At 33.9% G+C, this 18,420-nt stretch carries 21 protein-coding genes; all 21 read left to right on the forward strand.

Annotated features, from left to right (window positions below):
* Window positions 1-389: 389 nt before the first annotated feature.
* The 21 genes from WDZ41_01870 to WDZ41_01970 all read left to right on the forward strand — a co-directional run bounded on the left by WDZ41_01870 (window position 390) and on the right by WDZ41_01970 (window position 18,345).
* Window positions 390-755 carry a hypothetical protein gene (locus WDZ41_01870; GenBank protein MEX0940080.1) on the forward strand — a complete coding sequence of 122 codons (366 nt, stop codon included), beginning with the start codon at window positions 390-392 and terminating at the stop codon, window positions 753-755.
* A gap of 89 nt (window positions 756-844) precedes the next feature.
* Window positions 845-1,273 carry a hypothetical protein gene (locus tag WDZ41_01875; GenBank protein MEX0940081.1) on the forward strand — a complete coding sequence of 143 codons (429 nt, stop codon included), beginning with the start codon at window positions 845-847 and terminating at the stop codon, window positions 1,271-1,273.
* Window positions 1,274-1,459: 186 nt separating this feature from the next.
* A complete protein-coding gene (locus WDZ41_01880) occupies window positions 1,460-1,819 on the forward strand; it encodes a hypothetical protein (protein ID MEX0940082.1) in 360 nt (119 codons plus the stop codon).
* A complete protein-coding gene (locus tag WDZ41_01885) occupies window positions 1,816-2,097 on the forward strand; it encodes a hypothetical protein (protein MEX0940083.1) in 282 nt (93 codons plus the stop codon). The genes WDZ41_01880 and WDZ41_01885 overlap by 4 nt, the downstream gene beginning before the upstream one ends.
* A 22-nt stretch (window positions 2,098-2,119) precedes the next feature.
* A complete protein-coding gene (locus WDZ41_01890; protein ID MEX0940084.1) occupies window positions 2,120-2,302 on the forward strand; it encodes a hypothetical protein in 183 nt (60 codons plus the stop codon).
* 315 nt (window positions 2,303-2,617) lie between these two features.
* Window positions 2,618-3,025 carry a hypothetical protein gene (locus WDZ41_01895; protein ID MEX0940085.1) on the forward strand — a complete coding sequence of 136 codons (408 nt, stop codon included), beginning with the start codon at window positions 2,618-2,620 and terminating at the stop codon, window positions 3,023-3,025.
* 89 nt (window positions 3,026-3,114) lie between these two features.
* A complete protein-coding gene (locus WDZ41_01900; protein ID MEX0940086.1) occupies window positions 3,115-3,378 on the forward strand; it encodes a hypothetical protein in 264 nt (87 codons plus the stop codon).
* On the forward strand, window positions 3,359-7,063 hold the full coding sequence (locus WDZ41_01905; protein MEX0940087.1) for a phage tail tape measure protein: 3,705 nt from the start codon (window positions 3,359-3,361) through the stop codon (window positions 7,061-7,063). The genes WDZ41_01900 and WDZ41_01905 overlap by 20 nt, the downstream gene beginning before the upstream one ends.
* Window positions 7,063-8,814: a hypothetical protein gene (locus WDZ41_01910; protein MEX0940088.1), complete on the forward strand. Its 1,752-nt coding sequence runs from the start codon at window positions 7,063-7,065 to the stop codon at window positions 8,812-8,814. Before WDZ41_01905 ends, WDZ41_01910 begins: the two co-directional genes overlap by 1 nt.
* Entirely contained in the window at window positions 8,798-9,055 is a 258-nt protein-coding gene (locus tag WDZ41_01915) for a hypothetical protein (protein MEX0940089.1), read from the forward strand. Before WDZ41_01910 ends, WDZ41_01915 begins: the two co-directional genes overlap by 17 nt.
* Window position 9,056: 1 nt before the next feature.
* Window positions 9,057-11,546, forward strand: a complete 2,490-nt coding sequence (locus tag WDZ41_01920) for a hypothetical protein (protein ID MEX0940090.1) — start codon at window positions 9,057-9,059, stop codon at window positions 11,544-11,546.
* Window positions 11,547-11,569: 23 nt separating this feature from the next.
* On the forward strand, window positions 11,570-12,031 hold the full coding sequence (locus WDZ41_01925) for a hypothetical protein (protein ID MEX0940091.1): 462 nt from the start codon (window positions 11,570-11,572) through the stop codon (window positions 12,029-12,031).
* Window positions 12,031-13,653: a hypothetical protein gene (locus WDZ41_01930; protein ID MEX0940092.1), complete on the forward strand. Its 1,623-nt coding sequence runs from the start codon at window positions 12,031-12,033 to the stop codon at window positions 13,651-13,653. Before WDZ41_01925 ends, WDZ41_01930 begins: the two co-directional genes overlap by 1 nt.
* Complete coding sequence (locus WDZ41_01935) at window positions 13,654-14,289, forward strand: hypothetical protein (protein MEX0940093.1); 636 nt, start codon at window positions 13,654-13,656, stop codon at window positions 14,287-14,289.
* A complete protein-coding gene (locus WDZ41_01940; GenBank protein MEX0940094.1) occupies window positions 14,286-14,891 on the forward strand; it encodes a hypothetical protein in 606 nt (201 codons plus the stop codon). Before WDZ41_01935 ends, WDZ41_01940 begins: the two co-directional genes overlap by 4 nt.
* Window positions 14,892-15,665 carry a hypothetical protein gene (locus tag WDZ41_01945; protein ID MEX0940095.1) on the forward strand — a complete coding sequence of 258 codons (774 nt, stop codon included), beginning with the start codon at window positions 14,892-14,894 and terminating at the stop codon, window positions 15,663-15,665. It abuts the gene before it with no gap.
* A 180-nt stretch (window positions 15,666-15,845) separates the two neighbouring features.
* Entirely contained in the window at window positions 15,846-16,091 is a 246-nt protein-coding gene (locus WDZ41_01950; GenBank protein MEX0940096.1) for a hypothetical protein, read from the forward strand.
* Window positions 16,092-16,263: 172 nt separating this feature from the next.
* Window positions 16,264-17,088 carry a DUF1376 domain-containing protein gene (locus WDZ41_01955; protein MEX0940097.1) on the forward strand — a complete coding sequence of 275 codons (825 nt, stop codon included), beginning with the start codon at window positions 16,264-16,266 and terminating at the stop codon, window positions 17,086-17,088.
* Entirely contained in the window at window positions 17,039-17,809 is a 771-nt protein-coding gene (locus WDZ41_01960; GenBank protein ID MEX0940098.1) for a hypothetical protein, read from the forward strand. The genes WDZ41_01955 and WDZ41_01960 overlap by 50 nt, the downstream gene beginning before the upstream one ends.
* 37 nt (window positions 17,810-17,846) lie before the next feature.
* Window positions 17,847-18,122, forward strand: a complete 276-nt coding sequence (locus WDZ41_01965; protein MEX0940099.1) for a hypothetical protein — start codon at window positions 17,847-17,849, stop codon at window positions 18,120-18,122.
* A gap of 10 nt (window positions 18,123-18,132) precedes the next feature.
* Window positions 18,133-18,345, forward strand: coding sequence for a hypothetical protein (locus WDZ41_01970; GenBank protein ID MEX0940100.1), 213 nt, complete (start codon window positions 18,133-18,135; stop codon window positions 18,343-18,345).
* The last annotated feature ends 75 nt before the right edge of the window (window positions 18,346-18,420 follow it).

Genomic DNA, 18,420 nt, shown 5'->3' on the forward strand with positions numbered 1-18,420 from the left:
ATTTCACTTCTATTTTTTTGTTTTTTGGGCTCATTTGCGAATTATCCGCTAATCCGCTACTACTCATACGCTCAACGTTAACCGACCACAAATATAGTTCAATTATTTGAACTACCAAACATTAATTTATTTTTCTTAATTTAGCCAAATGAAAAATACATTTCTCATAATATCGCTAATACTTATTGCAGGCTTAACAACCTTGGCATATTTCACCTATGAGAATAACAAGCGTTTAAAGGCTGATATTAGCCATTTAAATAATACGATTGACATAAGGGTAAAGCAAGGTATAAACGACACGCGTATCAAAGTAACAGATAGCTTGCTTAAGAAGTTTGAGAATATCCAACACGACACGATAATAAAAACTAAAATCCGTATAAAACATGAGAAAGTTGTTGATACTATTTATATGCTGCCTGCAAATGAGCAGTTGGAGTATTTCACAAGGGAGCTTAATCGACTCTACAACGATAAGTAATGCTATTCGTTTACTCGCTGATTTTAAAGCCTGCGAAGAATACTCCTCCGAAATCGAAACACGCCTTATTTCAGCACGTGAGTTAATAGGTAGACTTGTTGTTGAGCGAAACGAACTTGTAAGTATTACTGATGAGTTAGACAACGCCCTCAAACAAATGACTATTCGCAAAGAAAAACTTGAACGGAAGCTGAAACGCACGCGGATTATTGGAGTTGTGGGCGTTGTCGGGGGTTTGATTGTTGGTGTTTTACTCGTATTTCTTATTTAGATTCATTATTGATAAGGTTATTTTTAGTCTAATATTATTCATATATGAATAATTGTATTATCTTTGAAGAAATAATTAAAACAAAATATATGAAAAAAGTATTGTATTTACAAGAAGAAAACTACAATTGGAAAAGTTTTGAATATGAAGATATTGAAGATTTAAAGGATGAGTTTATTAAGAAAAATATAAGCATTGGATATGACGCACGCATTGGATATGGCGCACGCATTGGATATGGCGCACGCATTGGATATGACGTAAGCATTGGGAGTGACGCACGCATTGGGAGTGGCGCACGCATCTTAACAAGTTTATACATTAACGGCTCAAAACACCCACTAACATATACTGGAAATAAAAAAGTATCTATTGGCTGTCATAATTACGACATTGATAAATGGTTAGAAAATTTTGAGATAATCGGAAAAAAAGAGGGTTATTCAGATGCTCAAATCAAAGAGTATAAGACGTACTTGGATGGTTTTAAAACGTTTATTAACAATCAAAATGACTAAAAACGAAAAACAAGCAGCCTACAATAAATCAGGTTTATCGCAAACCGATTTAGGCACGTTGTCAGGAACAAATCAAACGGCTGTTCTTAGATGGCTCAGAGTAGACGACACTGATTCATCACTTCGGACATCTTCGACGGTGAAAATAGAGAAATTTATTAACGAGTATAATTTAAAGAGATAGATATGATACAACAAAACAACACAGTCTTATACAAAGGCGTAGAAGTAAGGGTTCTAAAAATTAACCCTGAGTGGAAAGGCAACAGAACTGCTATAATAGACATTAACGGTCAAATGCGTACAGTAGCTTATGCGAGTTTAAAGCCTGCAAAGAATAGGTTTACCCCGAGAAAATCGGACGCCGAAAAACTCAAAGATGTTTTGGTAGAGGTGCAGAGATTGCAGGACGCATACATTCAAGAGGGAGTAGTAACTCAAGGAATGGAAAACCCAACCGATAAGACACTTGTAAGACTTAAGGCTATCAATGAGTTTATAGATGAATTAGAAGCAATATTAACTGGTAAAAAATTGGAGGTATGAGAGAAGATATATGCGTACAACAAAAAATATTAGTAGAAAAAATAGATTGGGAAAGAGAAAATCCGCACCACTCTGAAGAGAAAATATTAAAAGGAAAGATAATAGATAAGTATTTATTTTACACGACTAAAAAAACCCAAGCCCCCAACATTAAAGGAGGTACTGACGTGGTGATTGTTTATCCATCTATAGACTACTATAAAATATTATGGGATAACGGAACGGTGACAGATCATCCTTGTAATGATAGTGAGTTGACATTTACTAAAACCAACTAGCATGAAAGAAATAAAAACAAATATGATGTGGTCATTTATTGTAACGGTTATTTTAATAGGTGTTTGCACTGTTATTCTATCCAACCAAATCCACTCCGAAAACGCCAAGCAAATCAGAATAGATGCGCTGGAGAAAGACAGTATACAGACGCACGAACAACTTAACAACTGCGCTGAATCAAATAAAGAATATCATTTTGAGTAAGAAACCAACCTATCCACCTAATATTTATTAATTTTACACAAAACCAAACAAGATGAAAGAACTAAACGAAGTATTATTTTTAGCTACATATTCAGCTCTATGTATAGGTTTTATTTATACAGTAGCCTACAAATTAGGATTAATTGAATACATATCAGTAAATGGATTTAAAGTATTTAACACCGTGCTTAATTGTAAGGTATGCACCGCTTTTTGGCTCAATATCTTTACCTATATTGGAGTTGGAATATACGACCCATTTTATTTACTTGCTTTTCCAGCATCATTTACAATCACTTATTTAATTTTTTCAAAATGAAGTTAAAAGTAAACGGTTGTGTAATTGAACTATTTGATTCAATTGATGAGGTGTTAATTGATCGTTATAACGCTTTTCAAAGATATTTGATGTTGGATGCTGAATTAGGCTCAACTATTCAGGAGTACGATCAAAAGATGTCAAAAACTATTCAGTTATTATCAAAAGGCTTGTATGTTGAATCGGCACAAGAAATAAAAAACATGAGACTGAATATTTGGAATATTATCCAAGAAAACAATCCATCTCATTATTCATTTGCAATACTTGTGAAGTCGTTTAATGGTAAATCGTGTAAATCATTCAAAAAAGATGACCTAACCGAGCTTATAAAAAAGATGAATGACGCGGGACTTACGCAGGGTAAACTTCAAGAAGCACTTTCTGAAGTAAAAAAAAAGTAGAAACTCAACTTAAAAAATTCTTTCCAGATTTAGGTTTCAATGATGGGGCCGCTAAGAACATTTATAGTGAGAAATTACGTAGGCTAAACGTGCTTGCTGACACAATTCTAAAAGAAAAAAGCGAAAACACTTCGATAATTGATAAAATAGATAGATATTTGTTAGAGCAATTCAAACCAAAAGATACAGAAAGAGAGCAAATAAGCTCGATTAATGATTTTGAGGAGTTTTGTCATAGCTTACAGAAACACACGCCAGGGATTATTGTTAAAAAAATGACCGTACATGAGTTTTATTCATTGATACGGCTTGTTAAAAAGCAAAGTTCTAAAAATGGCGGTAAATCCGATTAAATATAGTGAGTTAGTTGTCGATGACGGCGGTATTCAAAAAGCAATTGAATCAATTGTAAAATTCGAAAAGATTTACATTGACGCGGTAGATGAAATCAAAAAAAGAGCTTCGGAACTAAAAGCTGATGCAGGAAAATTAAGCCCATCTAACGAACAAGATCGTAAAAAGATTGAAGAGCTTACTCAGTCGATGAATAAGCTAAAAAAACAACACGACGCACTTATAAAGACTAAAAAAGTAGCTGGAACCACATCTAAAAAACTAAACGATTTAACTTTCAATGAGCGCAAACAAAGGATAGCTCAAATGGAAGCCACTAAGCGACAAAATAAAGCGCTTAGAGATTTAGTAAAGACTGAAAAAGTACAAGCTGGCTCAATTCAGGAGTTAATAATTAAAACTAATCGATTAAACAAATCTCGTCAAAACTTAGACCTTAGAACAAAACAAGGTCAAAAGGAGTACCAGCGGATGACTAACAAAATCAACGCTAATACTGATTCCCTTAAAAAACATGATGCCGCTATTGGTCGTAGCCATAGAAATGTTGGTAACTACAAAAGTGCTTTACAGTCGGCGAACAATGTAATATCTCAATTTGGTATTGGATTGGGTATAGCTGGAGGTGTTCGATTAATGGGTAACGTTTTAAATGTTGTTCGAGATTTCGATCAAGCTGTAGCAGATTTAGGAGCTATCTCTGGAAAAACAGCGGGTGAATTAAAAGTATTAAACGACCAAGCAAAAGAACTCGGTGCAACAACTCAATTTACAGCATCGGAAGCAACAGCGCTACAAACAGAATTAGCTAAACTTGGATTTAGTATTCCAGAGATTGAGCAATCAACAGCTTCAATACTTGATTTTGCGGCGGCAACGGGGGCCGACCTTCCAAGCGCAGCAAAAGTGGCTGGTTCTGCATTGAGAGCTTTCCAGCTTCCAGCTTCAGAAATGCAAAATGTTGTATCCACTTTAGGTGTTGCAACAACGAAAACGGCATTAGATTTCGGAGCTTTAGAAACGGGTCTTTCAACAGTTGCCCCAGTTGCAAAGGCGTTTGGATTTAGCGTCGAAGATACAACCGCATTACTAGGTCAACTTGCAAATAGTGGATTTGATGCGTCAAGTTCAGCAACGGCAACTAGAAATATACTTTTGAAGCTTGCTGATGCAAATGGTGATTTAGCTAAGCAACTAGGTAGGCCAATCAAAAGCGCTGACGACTTAAGCGCTGGACTTCAAGAGTTACAAGCAAAAGGAATTAATCTTAGTGAAGCGCTAGAGCTTACAGATAAGCGATCGGTTGCAGCATTTCAAACCTTTATTGATGGTTCGGATTCATTAGTTGATTTAAGGGATAGTATAACGGGCGTTAATTCTGAGCTAACCGACATGGCAGAGAAAAGGCTTGACACTGTTAATGGTAAGCTTCAATTATTAAATAGTGCATGGCAAGGTTATATTATAAATCTATCTGAAAGCGCAGACGCCTCTAGTTTTCTTAAAAGTGTTATTGAGTTTTTAGCCAACAATATAGACGTGCTTTTAGGTATGATTCCAAGGATTATAGGCTACTTTGTTTTATGGAGAATTAGAACGCAAGCCGCCGCCGCCGCTAATTTTATATTTAATGGTGGGTTAAGTAAAATGATTAACGGGATACCCGCTATGATTAGAGGGCTAAAGTCTGGAACAACAGCCGTAAAAGGTTTTGGTTCAGCTATGAAAAGAATACCTTTTGTCGCTATAATAGCTGGGTTGACAGAAGTTGTTATGTGGCTATATAGGTCTTCTGATGCCGCTGATGAATCCACGGAAGCGGAAAAGAAAAGAACCGCACAACTCGAGGAAGAAAAGCGGCTTCAAGAAGATATGAATAGGCAACTTGAAAACGCTACAGGTAGATTTGTTTCATTAATTGAGCAACTCAAACAAACAAATAAGCAAAGCGAAGACAGGGAAAGACTGATAAAGCTAATTAATAAAGAATATGGCACAACGCTTCAAAACATTCAAGATGAAGCTAAATTTATGGACCAATTAACTTTGGCGGTTGACAACTATATAAAATCTAAAAAAGAAGAAATTCTATTAAAACAAAATGAAACAGAGATAGGTAAACTATTAGTTGAGCAAATAGAGATTGAGAAAAGCTTAGAAGGTGATAGAGAAGCGGCTTTTAATCGTGGTAAAATGGCTTTAAAAAAGCAGTTAGATATGCGTTTAAAGCTTGGTGGAAGCCAAGAGCAATATGAACACAGCTTAAGACAGTTAGGTGAGGTTATAAATATGGATCACAAATACGCCGAACAAGTGATTGCAAGAGGTCGTAACGAGACAATCACAACGACTAGCCAGATAGCGAGGTTAAAAGAAATCAAAAGATTGTTAGCTATTTTAGCGGGCGAGAATTTAAACCTATTAGAAACAGAAGAGAATTTAACTGAAGAGATGGATGGTTTTGGTGGCTCTACTGATAAAACCACCAATAAGGCTAAAAAATTAAAGTTAGAAATTAAAGAGATAAATAAACTACTTCGAGAGGGGCGCTATTCAGATCCTGAGCTGTTAAAAACTCAAGAGCAAATAAATGAAGAGGAGTTAAAGCAAGAGACAGAAAAAATTGAGCGAGCTTTAATTGAAAGACAAACAGCTATAAATGATGCCGAAAGAGAAGGGATATTAAGCGCTGAAGATGCAGCTAATCAAAGATTAATAGCTGAAATAGACTCTTTGAATACTCGAAAACATATGTACGAGCTTTACGGGGTTGATGTAATTGATATTGAAAACAAGCTTTCAGAAAAGAAATTACAGTTATCAAAAACCCTTATCGAAAAAGAAAACCAATTAAAAGACGAAGCTCTCGCAAGAGACAAACAGCGAATGGAGGAAATGAAACAAGCCATTCAGGAGTTCACAGATTTTGCAGCTAAGCAAGCATTTGAACAACTAAATAAAACCCAAGAAGAGAAAAAAGAAAAGCAAGAAGAGGAAATAGAAGGAACAAAAACGCAAATCGAAAAACAACAAGAACTTGCTGAAGATGGATTAAGTAATTCGCTTGCATTTGAAGAGGCAGCACTTGCCGAACAACAAGCTAGGTTACAAGAAATCGAAAAACAACAACAACGACTTAAAAAACTTGAAGTGCTTTATGATTTAACGAGTTCTTACGCTCAAAGTGGCGCTGATAATCCACTTAGTAAAGCGCTTGCAGATATGGCAAAAATAGAAGGTATTGCAGCGGTGTTTGGTGATGGTGGTGTTGTTGAAGATAAACTACCTAGTAATGGTATATTTAAAGGCGATAGCCATAGGGCTAAATCTGGAGGCATACCGATAAAAGTGGAGGGTCAAGAAGGTATATTTTCAGTTAAAGAAATGATGAACTTTGGTAAAACGAATTTCTACAAATTAAAAGACACTTTAGGTCGTGGTCCAATCGGAGGTGATTTATTTAATTCCGATCAATACGCGTTTGTTTCACAGCCTCAAAAAGAAGTTGTACCGGATAACTCAGAATTGATACATGAGATTAAAAACCTTCGAAAAGACGTGAAAAGCAAGGAAAGTTTAACAGATGTTAAAATTCAGCAAGCACTTGAAAATTATGTCGACATTATCACTACTAAAGTGGAGGGTAATAAGACTACTAGTAAAACTAAAAGAGTGAGAATATAATGGAAAATCAACTAACATTTAAGCTCGACGGTCAAACGGTAACACCTTTTCAAGAATGGGAGGGATTAGAAATAAATATTGATTTTACAGGAGATCAAAACGAATTAGAGGTAAAAATTGATGATGCTACATTTGTAAAAAAAGCAAATGAAATATTAAGGGCTAAGAGAGATAGTGGATTAAGTGGTGGCGTTGGTGTTTTTGAGGGCGTTCCTTTTCAAATTTCAGCGCAAGGAGACAACAACACTATTGACGTATTAGATGGCTACGTTGACTTATCTGACGGCGCTGTATGGAAAGGCTGTGATAGTGTAAAAGCTAAAATTAAAAAAGCGCAAAGCGTGGACTGGCTCTCAGATGTTGCGGGGTCTTTTTCTTTTGCTTCACTTTATGCCGAAGGAATAGTAAAAACTAGTGATTTTATACAGGTTCCATACATTATTAATTATGTTCCAGATAATGCAGAAGTTATAACAATTATTATTAGTGGTTATTTGATGGTTAAAGAGACTGTGGAGGCTGTTAAGCGACTAGTAGAGCTTATTTCATGGACAATTAATGCCGCTACTCCAAATGTTGGGGCTGGTGTTACGCTTGATATTGGTGACGTTATTCAAACAATTCTAACGGTGCTTATGAATATAGCAATCATTATCTTAATGGTTGTTGCTGTAATTGAATTATCAAAACAACTTTTAGAACAATATTTTCCTAGAAAACGTTTTCATTTAGGGATGACTTTAAAAAGGATGTTTGAGGTGTTTTGTCAAAAACTTGATCTTACATTTGAATCCACTATTATGGATGGGTTTTGGGGCTCGGCTGTGTATTTACCTCAAAAAGATGTGATAGGAGGTGAAGAGTTTGAGCTTGGTGTTCCAACTAATGGAGAAGCTGTTTATAGGGGCGATGGGTTTATATCGGTAATGAAAGAGATGTTCAATGCTGATTATAAAATAAAAGACGGTGTTTTTAGGTTTGACCAATCAAGTTATTGGCAAAATATATCGACTTATACTTTACCTAACACCTACCAAAATCAAGAAGATTTAAGAAATGACTACACTTTGAACACAAGTGAATTAAAATCTAACTATTTTATCACTTATGCAACCGATCAAAACGATCAAAACACACTTAGAAATTACAAAGGTATCAATTATCAAGCGGTTACTGATGCTATAACTATTGATAATAAAAAGTATAAAAACATTAAAGGGCTTGAAGAAATAAGACTACCATTTTCTTTAGGTGTTGAAAAGCAAGGGCTAGAACCTTTTGAAAAAGCGCTAAAAAGTGCTGCTAAAATAATAGATAAAGTGACGGGTATTTTTGGAGCTGGCACAGCTTACGCATCTAAAATAGAGGATAGAAAAGGCTCTTTACTTATGTCTTCTCATTACATTGGAACGCCTCGACTAATTGCTATGCAAGGTTCAAAATTAGCACAAAATCAAAGATCGATACTTGCAGCTAAAAAACTTTGGGAGTTTCATAAATCAAAATCATTTGTACCTATAGATGGTGTTCATAATCAGTATTTGCTATTTAACGAACACAAAGTTCCTTTTTGCTTAAATAATTTAGTAAATTTGCTAGACAACAACTTCTTTAAAACAAGTGATTCTAAAGAAGGTAAGATAGAAACAATTAAATGGGCTATACGTAAAAATACAGCCACTTTTGACTATAGAGTAAATGAAATTTATACAGATAATTTAAAAATAAGTTACAATGAAGGAGGCGTATAAATCAATAGAATCATTATTCGGAATAGTTGACGACTTGTCGGGTGTTGCTGATGAGAAATTAACACAGCTTTACGGACATTTAGATAAGACTATGAATGATACCAAGTCCAAAATGACAAAAGAGCAAAGAGATAAAATTCAGGACCACAATCAAAGATTTAACATTGCTAAAGAAGAGATTTCAAAAGGAAACTCAAAACCGATGAATGATTTCATAGCAAGCATTAAAAAAGAAGTGTAATATGCCGTTAATACTACAAAAAAAGGAGTTTTCAAATCTTTGGTCTTCGCAAAAGACAGATACGTTAGTTGCTAACGTTGCTCAGTATGTTCAAGTAGATTATACTTTTGAAGCTAGCGTAACCTTTACTAGTAATGCCACAAATAAGATTCAAATATCAAACGGCGACACTTTAACGCGAACACAAGGCTCTTGGATAGATGACGGCTTCGGGGTTGGTATGTACGTCTTATTCTTAGCTGAAATATTTAACGGCACAGTAACAGATAATTATAGCGTAACGCTACAAATAATTCAAATAACAAATAATACGGTAATTCTTAGGACTAATACAGGGTTAAATCCTGATATTAAACCTGGTTTTTATCCAACAGAACCATTTGAGCCTGGAGCTAAATACGCAACGTTCGCATCTTTAATTTATCAAGGAGCTTTTGAAGGCGCTGAGTTTAAGTTTAACCTTATTCCAAACACCGAAATACAAGGGGGTTCTATTAACTCTATAATAGACGGTACAGCGCAAGTTTACCGAACTTCATGGAGTGATATAACGACACTAAATCAATCTTTTACTAAATTATACAACAAGTCTGGATCAAATGAAATAGACACTTATCCAAAAGTAAAATATATAGAGAAAAATACCGACGATCAAATAATACTAGTTGTTACTCATATATTTGAGGTTTGGGGGTTATTTGAAAACTCACAAGACTTAGAGCTTGGAAACATTACTTCTCCTGAGTGGTTTGAGAATCAAGAAAGTTTAACGGATTGGATTGAAATGAAGGTTTTTCCCGACTACAATGATCAAAATGTAGGGGTAAAATTAGATGCAAATGCGGCGGCTCAACTTGGAAACGTTGGGTATTTAAACGAGAATTACAATGGATTACCTTCTCCTTACTCATTTGACGATCTTCTTTATGACACACAAGGGCAAACAGTACAAGCTATAAATTCTTGCGGAGACACTTCTTTTATCTATAAAATAAACCATCCACAAGGCGGCGACACAGATGTAAAGTTTAAGATTCACTTTTTTTATTTGCCAAATGACGCTAATGAGTATGAGAATGTAGCAGATTTCAACAACTTTGACAATCTACTTCATAGTTGTAGAAATAGCGGCGCATTATTAAGCGTTGGTGGTAATAGCGGTATTATTCAAGGTAAAGAAAATAAAGACGGTGCTAGAATGGATATGGGGGATGTAATTATTTTTAGTCAGCCTGGTTACTTCTCAATAGTTGGTACATGGATGCCAAACGCTGCTTTTCGTGAGTATATGAAAAACAGACAAGATGGGGATAAAAGATACATGGTAATGATTGCCACTAGTAACCCAGGTCTAGATACTAAATTCACAACATTATCAAATGTAGTTTGTGATATTAATGAGTTTATTTGCATTGAAGAAGGTGCTGGGCCATATAGAGTTGAAAATATATTTTATGAACACCCATTTAATATTAATTCAACACCTTCAAATCCTTTAGTTTCTTATGTAGAAGATATTATTCGGTCTAAAAATATCATAAGAGTTGCCTACGAGAGTGAGTTTTTAAACCAATTAACGATTAAATTAGAAGTTGTTAACAATGTTACTCAAGATAGATTTGAAGTTGATTCATATGTGATAAACACAAGCGATCAAAATCTTTACCCTGTGATTAATGGTGTTCAACAAATAAATGTTGATAAAACAAGAGGGTTTCAACTGAAAATAGGAAGCGAAGAGAATTTTGTTAAGATAAGTAGATATTTAGGAGGTGACACACCAACTTTAAGCGCGTATAATTTAGAGTTTGCTTTTGCTGTTCGTTGGGAGGATTACATTCAGAACTTAAGCGTTTCAAATGATTTCTTTGACACAAACGAACTAAACAACGGTAAAAATCAAGATTTAGCTCCAAAAGATTTGCTTGCTGATTGGTCTGTAAATTACGTTGTATATTCAGACGTTACAGTTGATGGAGAAGATTTAACGTATAGAAATGAATTTCCATTTGAAGTAAAAGATTACGATTATGATGCTGCTGTTTGGGAAAACTCAATAAAACATTACAATCCAACTGGTCAAGATTTAGCAATTGACACTACAAGTAACGCTATTTTAAATGATGACTACACCGAAATAAACGGTATACATAAGAACTTAACAGGATCAGTTGATGCAGCAGATCATGTTGGCGAAATAAGATTAGAGGCTTACCAAGAAGGTAGTTTGTTTGGAATATACAGAATAAGCACTTTACGCCCTCATATGGATTCAAATCCTTTAGTTCCTTTGGTTGGTGAAACATTAGCGACAATAGTTAATGATGGGGTTGATAAGTTGGTGGTGAAATGTAGAATAGATTTTAATAGGTTGCCCGCAAATTTACAATATAAAGTATCTTCAAGAGTTTGGTGTAAAGATGTGCCCACAGGTGGAGATGGTGGATATACAGAAGGGTATACAGAAGCGTATTCAAAACAGTATGGTTAATAATAATTAAAAAATAAAATAAAATGAGTATTTCAAGTTTAAAAGCAAGTATAGCAAGTGTTCTGACAAATTCAGCAGCAGATAATTCATTAACTCCAGAGGTTAATAAAGGGTTGTTATTTGATATTATTGATGAGTTCGTACAAAGTGATGGAGAGGTTGTTTATAAAGCACAATTAACGCAAAGCGGAACGGATGCCCCCGTAATAAATGAGTATGTGAACACTGGGTTAACTATAACGGCGGGGTACAATGATATAGGATCATTCTTTTTAAGTGGTTTTAGTGATTTAGATACTGGTAAATGGGAAATTGAATTTTCAAAAGCTGTTGCTCCGGGGGATTCTGTTGATGTTTTTTGTGGCTCAAAATCGACTATTAATTTAACCACTAGGTCTGCGGGTTCAAACGCTAATGGGGTGTTAAGAGGTAGTACATCAACGCCAGCCTACTACAACGTAATAACAGTTAAAAAATACGCATAATGGTTGATAAAAGGTATTTCTACATAAACAGGTTTTACAACACCGTTGTTGCCGCTCCTAGTGATTATATGGTGCGAATGGAGTTGATAACTCTTAAAATTGAAAATGTTACTGTTTTAACATCAGATTTTTCAAGCGAAATTGTTCCTACTTATCAATCGGGTACAAATTTAGATTTTGCTGAAACATTGACAACAACGGATGCCGCTGGAAATACCACTATTGACAACGTTAGCGCTAGTGGTCTTATAAACTCATATAATCCACTTACTCAAATGATGGGTCTTGAATTTACCGACTATACGGGTGTTCAAAGAGGGTCTGCTGTTGGTACATTAACAGGCTCAAACTATGGAATACTCGACAATATAGGTATTGGAATAGATAGAGCCGAAACTTGGACGGATATAGGTGTTCAACAAGGATGGTCGGGAAACACTCCTAGATGTCCGTTCTTTATGGAAATTGACTTTGAGAAAGATTTTGAAATGATTATTCAAGTTGATCATTATGTTAGCGGGGATACAGGAACAAATAATCGAAGATATCACAGATATGTTTTAGATTCTAGCAAATGCTCTTTTCTTTATGAGTCTTATAAACTAGAAGAGTCTGAAGGTCTTACAGGATCAGTTAGCAAAACTGATGTTCAAAATCACACAAATCAAGCTTTTTTAAGTAAAATTCCAGAACAAGGGCATGGAGAGGTTACTTGTTTAGCTCCTGCTGGATGCACGGGAACACTTACAAAAAGACTTGGAACTATTATAAAACCATTTACTCCACAATTAGGGGATGATAGAGGTTTTGAATCATGCTGCTTTGAGAATTACGCATTTGCTGATAGTTCATCTACTGAGAAGAGAAGAAATGACTTTAAGTCTCATTTATTTAAAAGAGTGCTACCATCCGACACTATGGAATTAACACTTGAAAAAGATGGTGGAGGTTCTGGAAATGAATTTGCTTTAGACAATAATACCTATGGCGAGCTCTTTGATTTCGGAAGTATTACTGACCGTCCTGACTATTTCGGTTATAAATTGGAGTGGCGAAAAGTATTGATTGCACACGGTGGAGGTCAATATCGAATAAAACTTGATTATACAACACTTGGGGATACTGTAACTAATTATACAAGTACATTTAAGTTAATGGAGTTTGACCCAATACTTGCCGATAAAACAGCGAGAATCGACACGGTAATGAACTCGTATTTGAAATTTAATGATATGGACTACAAAGATCTTAATTGGGAAAATTCAATACGTTTTAACGGATTCTTTGGACGCAGAAGAACAACGCAAGAAAATGAAGAGCTTACTTACTCGGGTAGTGATAAAGTAGAAGGTATTACAAGTGAGCAAATACAAAGCTATTCATGTCAAGTGTTATTAGCCCCTGACTGTATCACAAATGAGATTATTAACTATCATTTATTTGCCGATGAAATGTTTGCCTACGATTACAATGGCAATAATCATAGTTATGAAGACTACAATGGTTTACCAATTCGATTAGAAGAAATTGAGGATCCCGACCAGTATGCAACAACAAGAGATGAGACATTAAATATTCGATTTACAGATAGGTTTAGAAATCGAAGAAAATCAAACTGCTAAATGAAGGTAATTATTGGAATAGCGACGATGAGTAGTCGAAAAAACTACTTAGAGAAAACGCTTAAGTCTTTGCGAGGTCAAGTAGAAGATATGGAAATTCACGTTTATAACAACGATGAAAACGGTATTAACTATACTGATAATGCCAAGTTTTTGCCATTAAAAAGCCTTAAAAAAGATGTTTATTTCTTTTCTTGTGATGATGATATTATTTATCCACCAACTTACATTAAAGACACTATAAAAGCAATTGAAAAACACAAATGTATAGTTACATATCATGGGCGTATTTTAATTGGAATTAACCGACTTTATTATAGTGGTCATACTGTTTTTAGTTGTTTAGGTAAAACAAATTCAGATGTTGAAATTGACGTTGCTGGTACAGGGGTTTGTGCTTTTCGAACAGATTATTTTCATCCTAAAAACTTGCATGAATCGAAGTATCAAAAAATGAGTGACCTTATATTTTCATGGTACGCTAAATCTGAGGGTAAAAAAATAGTTTGTTTAAAGCATGGTTACGGCTACATTAAAGATCAAGTTGTACCACTACACAATACTATTCACGGTACAGAAAGTAAAAAAGCTATTATTCAAGGAGAAATTGCAAACCTAATTTTTAAAATGAAATGAAAGCGGTTGTTTTTTCTTCTCCAGGACGCGAGCAAATGCTTGAAAATCTAATTAACGAACTTAACGGTATAGATGTTTTTACAATTGATAGTAAAGAAACGTTTGGAAAAGAAAAGTTTTGGATGCGTTGGGAAATTGCACGACAATATTTGCTGTCAACAAATGAAGATAATTATTTGATTTTACCAGACGATGTACATAATCTAAACCTAGATGTAATTAAAAAGGTGTCTGAGAGATTCACAGATGCGCCATTTGCTTGCTCTATCATATATGATGGTAGAAATAGTTGTTGGGGCGCTCAAAAACGCTTAAACAACACCTTTAAAATAGATGACATTAATTTTACTGATTTTGGTTTTTTTGATTGTGGTGGTTTGACCAACAGAAGAACATTAGAACAAATCGTTGTTAAAAAGCCACATGAAGGCTATTTTGACCGTCCAAATAAAAGTAGTGGCGTTGGTATGCAATTGACATCTCAAATGAGAAGAAAGCGAATACCTATGTATTTGCCGAGTAAATCACTGTGTTATCATGGAAATCATGAGAGCGTTATGCACCCAATTGAGAGAAAAATTCATCCATTAATAAGTAAATAAATGAAAGTAGATGTAACGGTTGGTATACCTTTGTATAATATGGGTCAAATTGCAACGCTTGCTTTGGAGGGGCTTTGTAAGCAAAAAACAACGTGTAAATGGGAATTAATTGTTTGTGAAGAGCAAACAGAAAATATGCTATCTCAAAAGGTGCTAGAAACCTATGAAAAAAGACTGAAAAAAGCGGGCTGTGTAAAGATTATTTATGCACCTTTAAAAGAATGGATTCCATTAGCTAAAAAATGGACTTTGATAGCTGAAAATAGTAGTGATAGTAAGTGTTTTATTTTGCAAGCTGGCGATTGTTTGCCTCATTCAAAAAGGATTCAACAATCTTTTAATAAAATTAACAAAGGTTACGATTATTACGATGAAAATAGGGGCTATTGGTACTCGTTTAGGCTCGACAAAACGATTCTTTGGAAACCAAACGAACGGTATTATTTGCACCCTTGTAGGTTAAACATGGCTTGGAAAACTGAACTATTTAAACAACTACCTTTGAGTAATGTTAAGAAAAATGTAGATGGTTTTATTTATAACTCACTATTGAAAATTAAAAAAGATCTGAAAAAATACACTAATAACACGTTGTATATTGACGGTGTTGATACTGATGGATATAATTGTATATCTTCTCGAGATAGGTTCTTTAAAACCGTTCCAAATATGCTATTTCAAGACCCTAAATTAGATGTTTGTACACTTATTCCAATACTAAACGATTATAAAAATAAACAGTTAAACACTCGGATAAAAGATATTGTAGCATAATTTTACTATATTTGCCTTGTATCTTCATATATTTGTTGGATTATTTGTTTAATTAGTAGTGAAAAAAGCTCGTCTTAATGGCGGGCTTTTTTTATTTAGACTAATTCTAAATTAATCTTTTTTATTAATTATTAGTTATAAATAGTTATATTTGTTGAAATATTAATAATAAAAACAAATATGAATCTACAAGAACAATTAGAAGAATTACTTTTTGAAAACGATTTCAGAAATATTAAGGTTGTTGAATTTGAAAGCGGTGGATTATTGTACAACTGTACATTCTTAGTACCACAAAACAAGCAAGTAACAGAAAAAAGTATGCAAAGATTACTCAATCAATTAGATTTGGAGGTTGTCGAGCTTATACATGGAACAAAAGCGGCTTATTTGCAGGTTTGTGTTAAGGATGGTTTGAATGATTAGTTTTGAGTTTGATTAAACTTTTCTAAAACAACCAATTATTAAATAAAAAGCGTTATATTTGCTTTATCATATTCGTGGGGAATATCAGAAAAAACTTTATTAGAATCCTTTACTTTGTTAGCACCCCACGGCTAACAGGTAAGGGATTCGCTTTTTAAAAAATTTGCATTTTATGAACTCAGACCCAGCAGTACTATTCTTTATAGGTGATTGGTTAAAAAGTACAGCCGAAATGGACGCAGACGTTCGGGGCTGGTATCTAAACTTATTGCTTCACAATTTCGATAAAGAAGATCTTCCAAACGACATTGAAAAATTAGCCACTTTAGCAAATGTTAAATTTTCTGAGTACAAAAGATTTGAACAAGTGTTCGAACAAGTGTTCAAACAAAAATTTGAACAAAAAGAAAATGGTCGTTTAACAAATCCAAAAATGGAAAACATTTTAAGGTCTCGAGAATCTTTTAAAAACAAAAGATCAACAGCTGGAAAAGTTTCTTATGTGATGCGCTACATGGCTAAACACCACACAAAAGAGTACAAAAACAATAATCTTAGAGATTTTGTAAAAGACAATTTTGATTACTCTATTGACTTAAAAAATGAACAAGTGTTTAAACACATGTTCAAACACTTGTTTGAACTATATAGAAATGAAAATGAAAATGAAGATAGAAGTATAAATTTAGATAAAAGTAAAAAGAAGTTAGTATTTAATTTTAAACAATCTTTAATCGATTTAGGAGTGAATGAAGAAATTGCTATCGACTGGATGAAAGTCAGAAAAGCAAAGAATGCTGTAAACACCAAAACATCATTTACAAGAATAAAAAACCAAATTGAAAAATCAGGAAGAGACCCAAACGAATGTATAGCTTTAGCAGTAGCAAAAGACTGGAAAGGATTTGAAGCTGAATGGATGAATAATTTAACTAAAAACAATAACGATGGAATTAGCAAAAACGAACAAAGACTTAACCAACTTAGAGACCTCTAAAAGCAAAGTAATAAAAGCGTTTAACGAGGTAAAAATATTTAATACTGAAAACGATGAGTTACTAAAAAGCACATTGAAATATATTTTTGTCATGGTTGGGCTTCAAAATATTCCGAGCCGTGAAGAATTTCATGTTTTAGTTACTTATATTAAAGATAATTATTCAAGTTATTCAGTAAGTGAGATAAAAATAGCGTTTGAGTTAGCTTTGAAAGGCGAATTTGAAGCCGAAACAAATCACTTTGGTTATTTTTCATGTAAATACTTATCGGAAATTTTAAGAGCATACATTGAATACCGTATGCGAATAGCAAAAGAGTACATGATTGAGCAACAACGACAAAAAGATTTAGAGGAACAGAATAAAACACCAAATCCAGAGAAAGTAAGGAAATTAAAAAGTGAATTTTTTGATCAAACTTTAGCTCCATTTTTTGATAATTACAAAAAAGAAAAAAAACTATATTTTGGATTAGTTCCTGTTCGAATTATTTATGAATCATTGAAAGAATTTAATTACATTGATTTATCGGTAGACGAACAAAATAATATAAAAAAAGAAGCTGGAAACGAAGTAAATGATAAGCATAGAATTTGCGAAATGACTAGACAAAAGAAAACGAAAAAAGAAGTTTGGTTTGAATTGTGCCAGGAGAAAGCAATAAGATTGTCTTTTGATAAATTGATTAGTCAAGAAATCCCTTTTGAATTCGCTAAGTAATGTTAGGAGTTGGAAGTGATGCAAAAAGTTATAGGAAATGAAAGAAATCAGAGTAATAAAAGACTTTTACCTTTGGAAGGATAGCGGTAAAATAGATGTGAAAAGAACTGTCTATTGTATTAAACCTGACGGACAACCGACGTTTAAAGAAACGTTTATTCATGTTGAAGATGGTGCTAAAAAGCTATTTGAAGCATTGAAAAAACACTATCCAGATGCTAAAGTTCGTTATGCTGACAAGACAACGGATCCGAAAAACATTCACAAATACAAGGTTATGAGTGAAGATATTGTAAACAGTTTAAATAATTAAAAATAGAGGGATGAAAAAACAATCAAAAAAAATGAGTGCAGTTGAAAGCATTACAAATGTAGCTGTAGGGCTTTTGGTTTCGTTTTGCATACAGTTAGTAATTTATCCAGCACTTGAAATAGAAGTAAGTGTTAATCAAAATATATTAATTACAATAGTGTTTTTTATAGCCTCATTTGTTCGCGGTTATTTATTAAGAAGGTTTTTTAACAAATTAAAATGAAAACAATCTACCTAGTAAAACAACCTGGAGGAACATTCATCCCAGCAATGGACACCGATAAAGAAATCGTCGATC

This window comes from Candidatus Babeliales bacterium, from assembly GCA_040879965.1.
In the GTDB taxonomy this organism is placed as follows: Bacteria; Babelota; Babeliae; order Babelales; family JACPOV01; genus JBBDJI01.

Excerpts from the sequence above, each read along its gene's own strand:
- WDZ41_01870 (MEX0940080.1), top strand. The coding sequence starts at position 390 with ATGAGAAAGTTGTTGATACTATTTATATGCTGCCTGCAAATGAGCAGT.
- WDZ41_01875 (MEX0940081.1), top strand. The coding sequence starts at position 845 with ATGAAAAAAGTATTGTATTTACAAGAAGAAAACTACAATTGGAAAAGT.
- WDZ41_01880 (MEX0940082.1), top strand. The coding sequence starts at position 1,460 with ATGATACAACAAAACAACACAGTCTTATACAAAGGCGTAGAAGTAAGG.
- WDZ41_01885 (MEX0940083.1), top strand. The coding sequence starts at position 1,816 with ATGAGAGAAGATATATGCGTACAACAAAAAATATTAGTAGAAAAAATA.
- WDZ41_01890 (MEX0940084.1), top strand. The coding sequence starts at position 2,120 with ATGATGTGGTCATTTATTGTAACGGTTATTTTAATAGGTGTTTGCACT.
- WDZ41_01895 (MEX0940085.1), top strand. The coding sequence starts at position 2,618 with ATGAAGTTAAAAGTAAACGGTTGTGTAATTGAACTATTTGATTCAATT.
- WDZ41_01905 (MEX0940087.1), top strand. The coding sequence starts at position 3,359 with ATGGCGGTAAATCCGATTAAATATAGTGAGTTAGTTGTCGATGACGGC.
- WDZ41_01910 (MEX0940088.1), top strand. The coding sequence starts at position 7,063 with ATGGAAAATCAACTAACATTTAAGCTCGACGGTCAAACGGTAACACCT.
- WDZ41_01915 (MEX0940089.1), top strand. The coding sequence starts at position 8,798 with ATGAAGGAGGCGTATAAATCAATAGAATCATTATTCGGAATAGTTGAC.
- WDZ41_01920 (MEX0940090.1), top strand. The coding sequence starts at position 9,057 with ATGCCGTTAATACTACAAAAAAAGGAGTTTTCAAATCTTTGGTCTTCG.
- WDZ41_01925 (MEX0940091.1), top strand. The coding sequence starts at position 11,570 with ATGAGTATTTCAAGTTTAAAAGCAAGTATAGCAAGTGTTCTGACAAAT.
- WDZ41_01930 (MEX0940092.1), top strand. The coding sequence starts at position 12,031 with ATGGTTGATAAAAGGTATTTCTACATAAACAGGTTTTACAACACCGTT.
- WDZ41_01935 (MEX0940093.1), top strand. The coding sequence starts at position 13,654 with ATGAAGGTAATTATTGGAATAGCGACGATGAGTAGTCGAAAAAACTAC.
- WDZ41_01940 (MEX0940094.1), top strand. The coding sequence starts at position 14,286 with ATGAAAGCGGTTGTTTTTTCTTCTCCAGGACGCGAGCAAATGCTTGAA.
- WDZ41_01945 (MEX0940095.1), top strand. The coding sequence starts at position 14,892 with ATGAAAGTAGATGTAACGGTTGGTATACCTTTGTATAATATGGGTCAA.
- WDZ41_01950 (MEX0940096.1), top strand. The coding sequence starts at position 15,846 with ATGAATCTACAAGAACAATTAGAAGAATTACTTTTTGAAAACGATTTC.
- WDZ41_01955 (MEX0940097.1), top strand. The coding sequence starts at position 16,264 with ATGAACTCAGACCCAGCAGTACTATTCTTTATAGGTGATTGGTTAAAA.
- WDZ41_01960 (MEX0940098.1), top strand. The coding sequence starts at position 17,039 with ATGGAATTAGCAAAAACGAACAAAGACTTAACCAACTTAGAGACCTCT.
- WDZ41_01965 (MEX0940099.1), top strand. The coding sequence starts at position 17,847 with ATGAAAGAAATCAGAGTAATAAAAGACTTTTACCTTTGGAAGGATAGC.
- WDZ41_01970 (MEX0940100.1), top strand. The coding sequence starts at position 18,133 with ATGAAAAAACAATCAAAAAAAATGAGTGCAGTTGAAAGCATTACAAAT.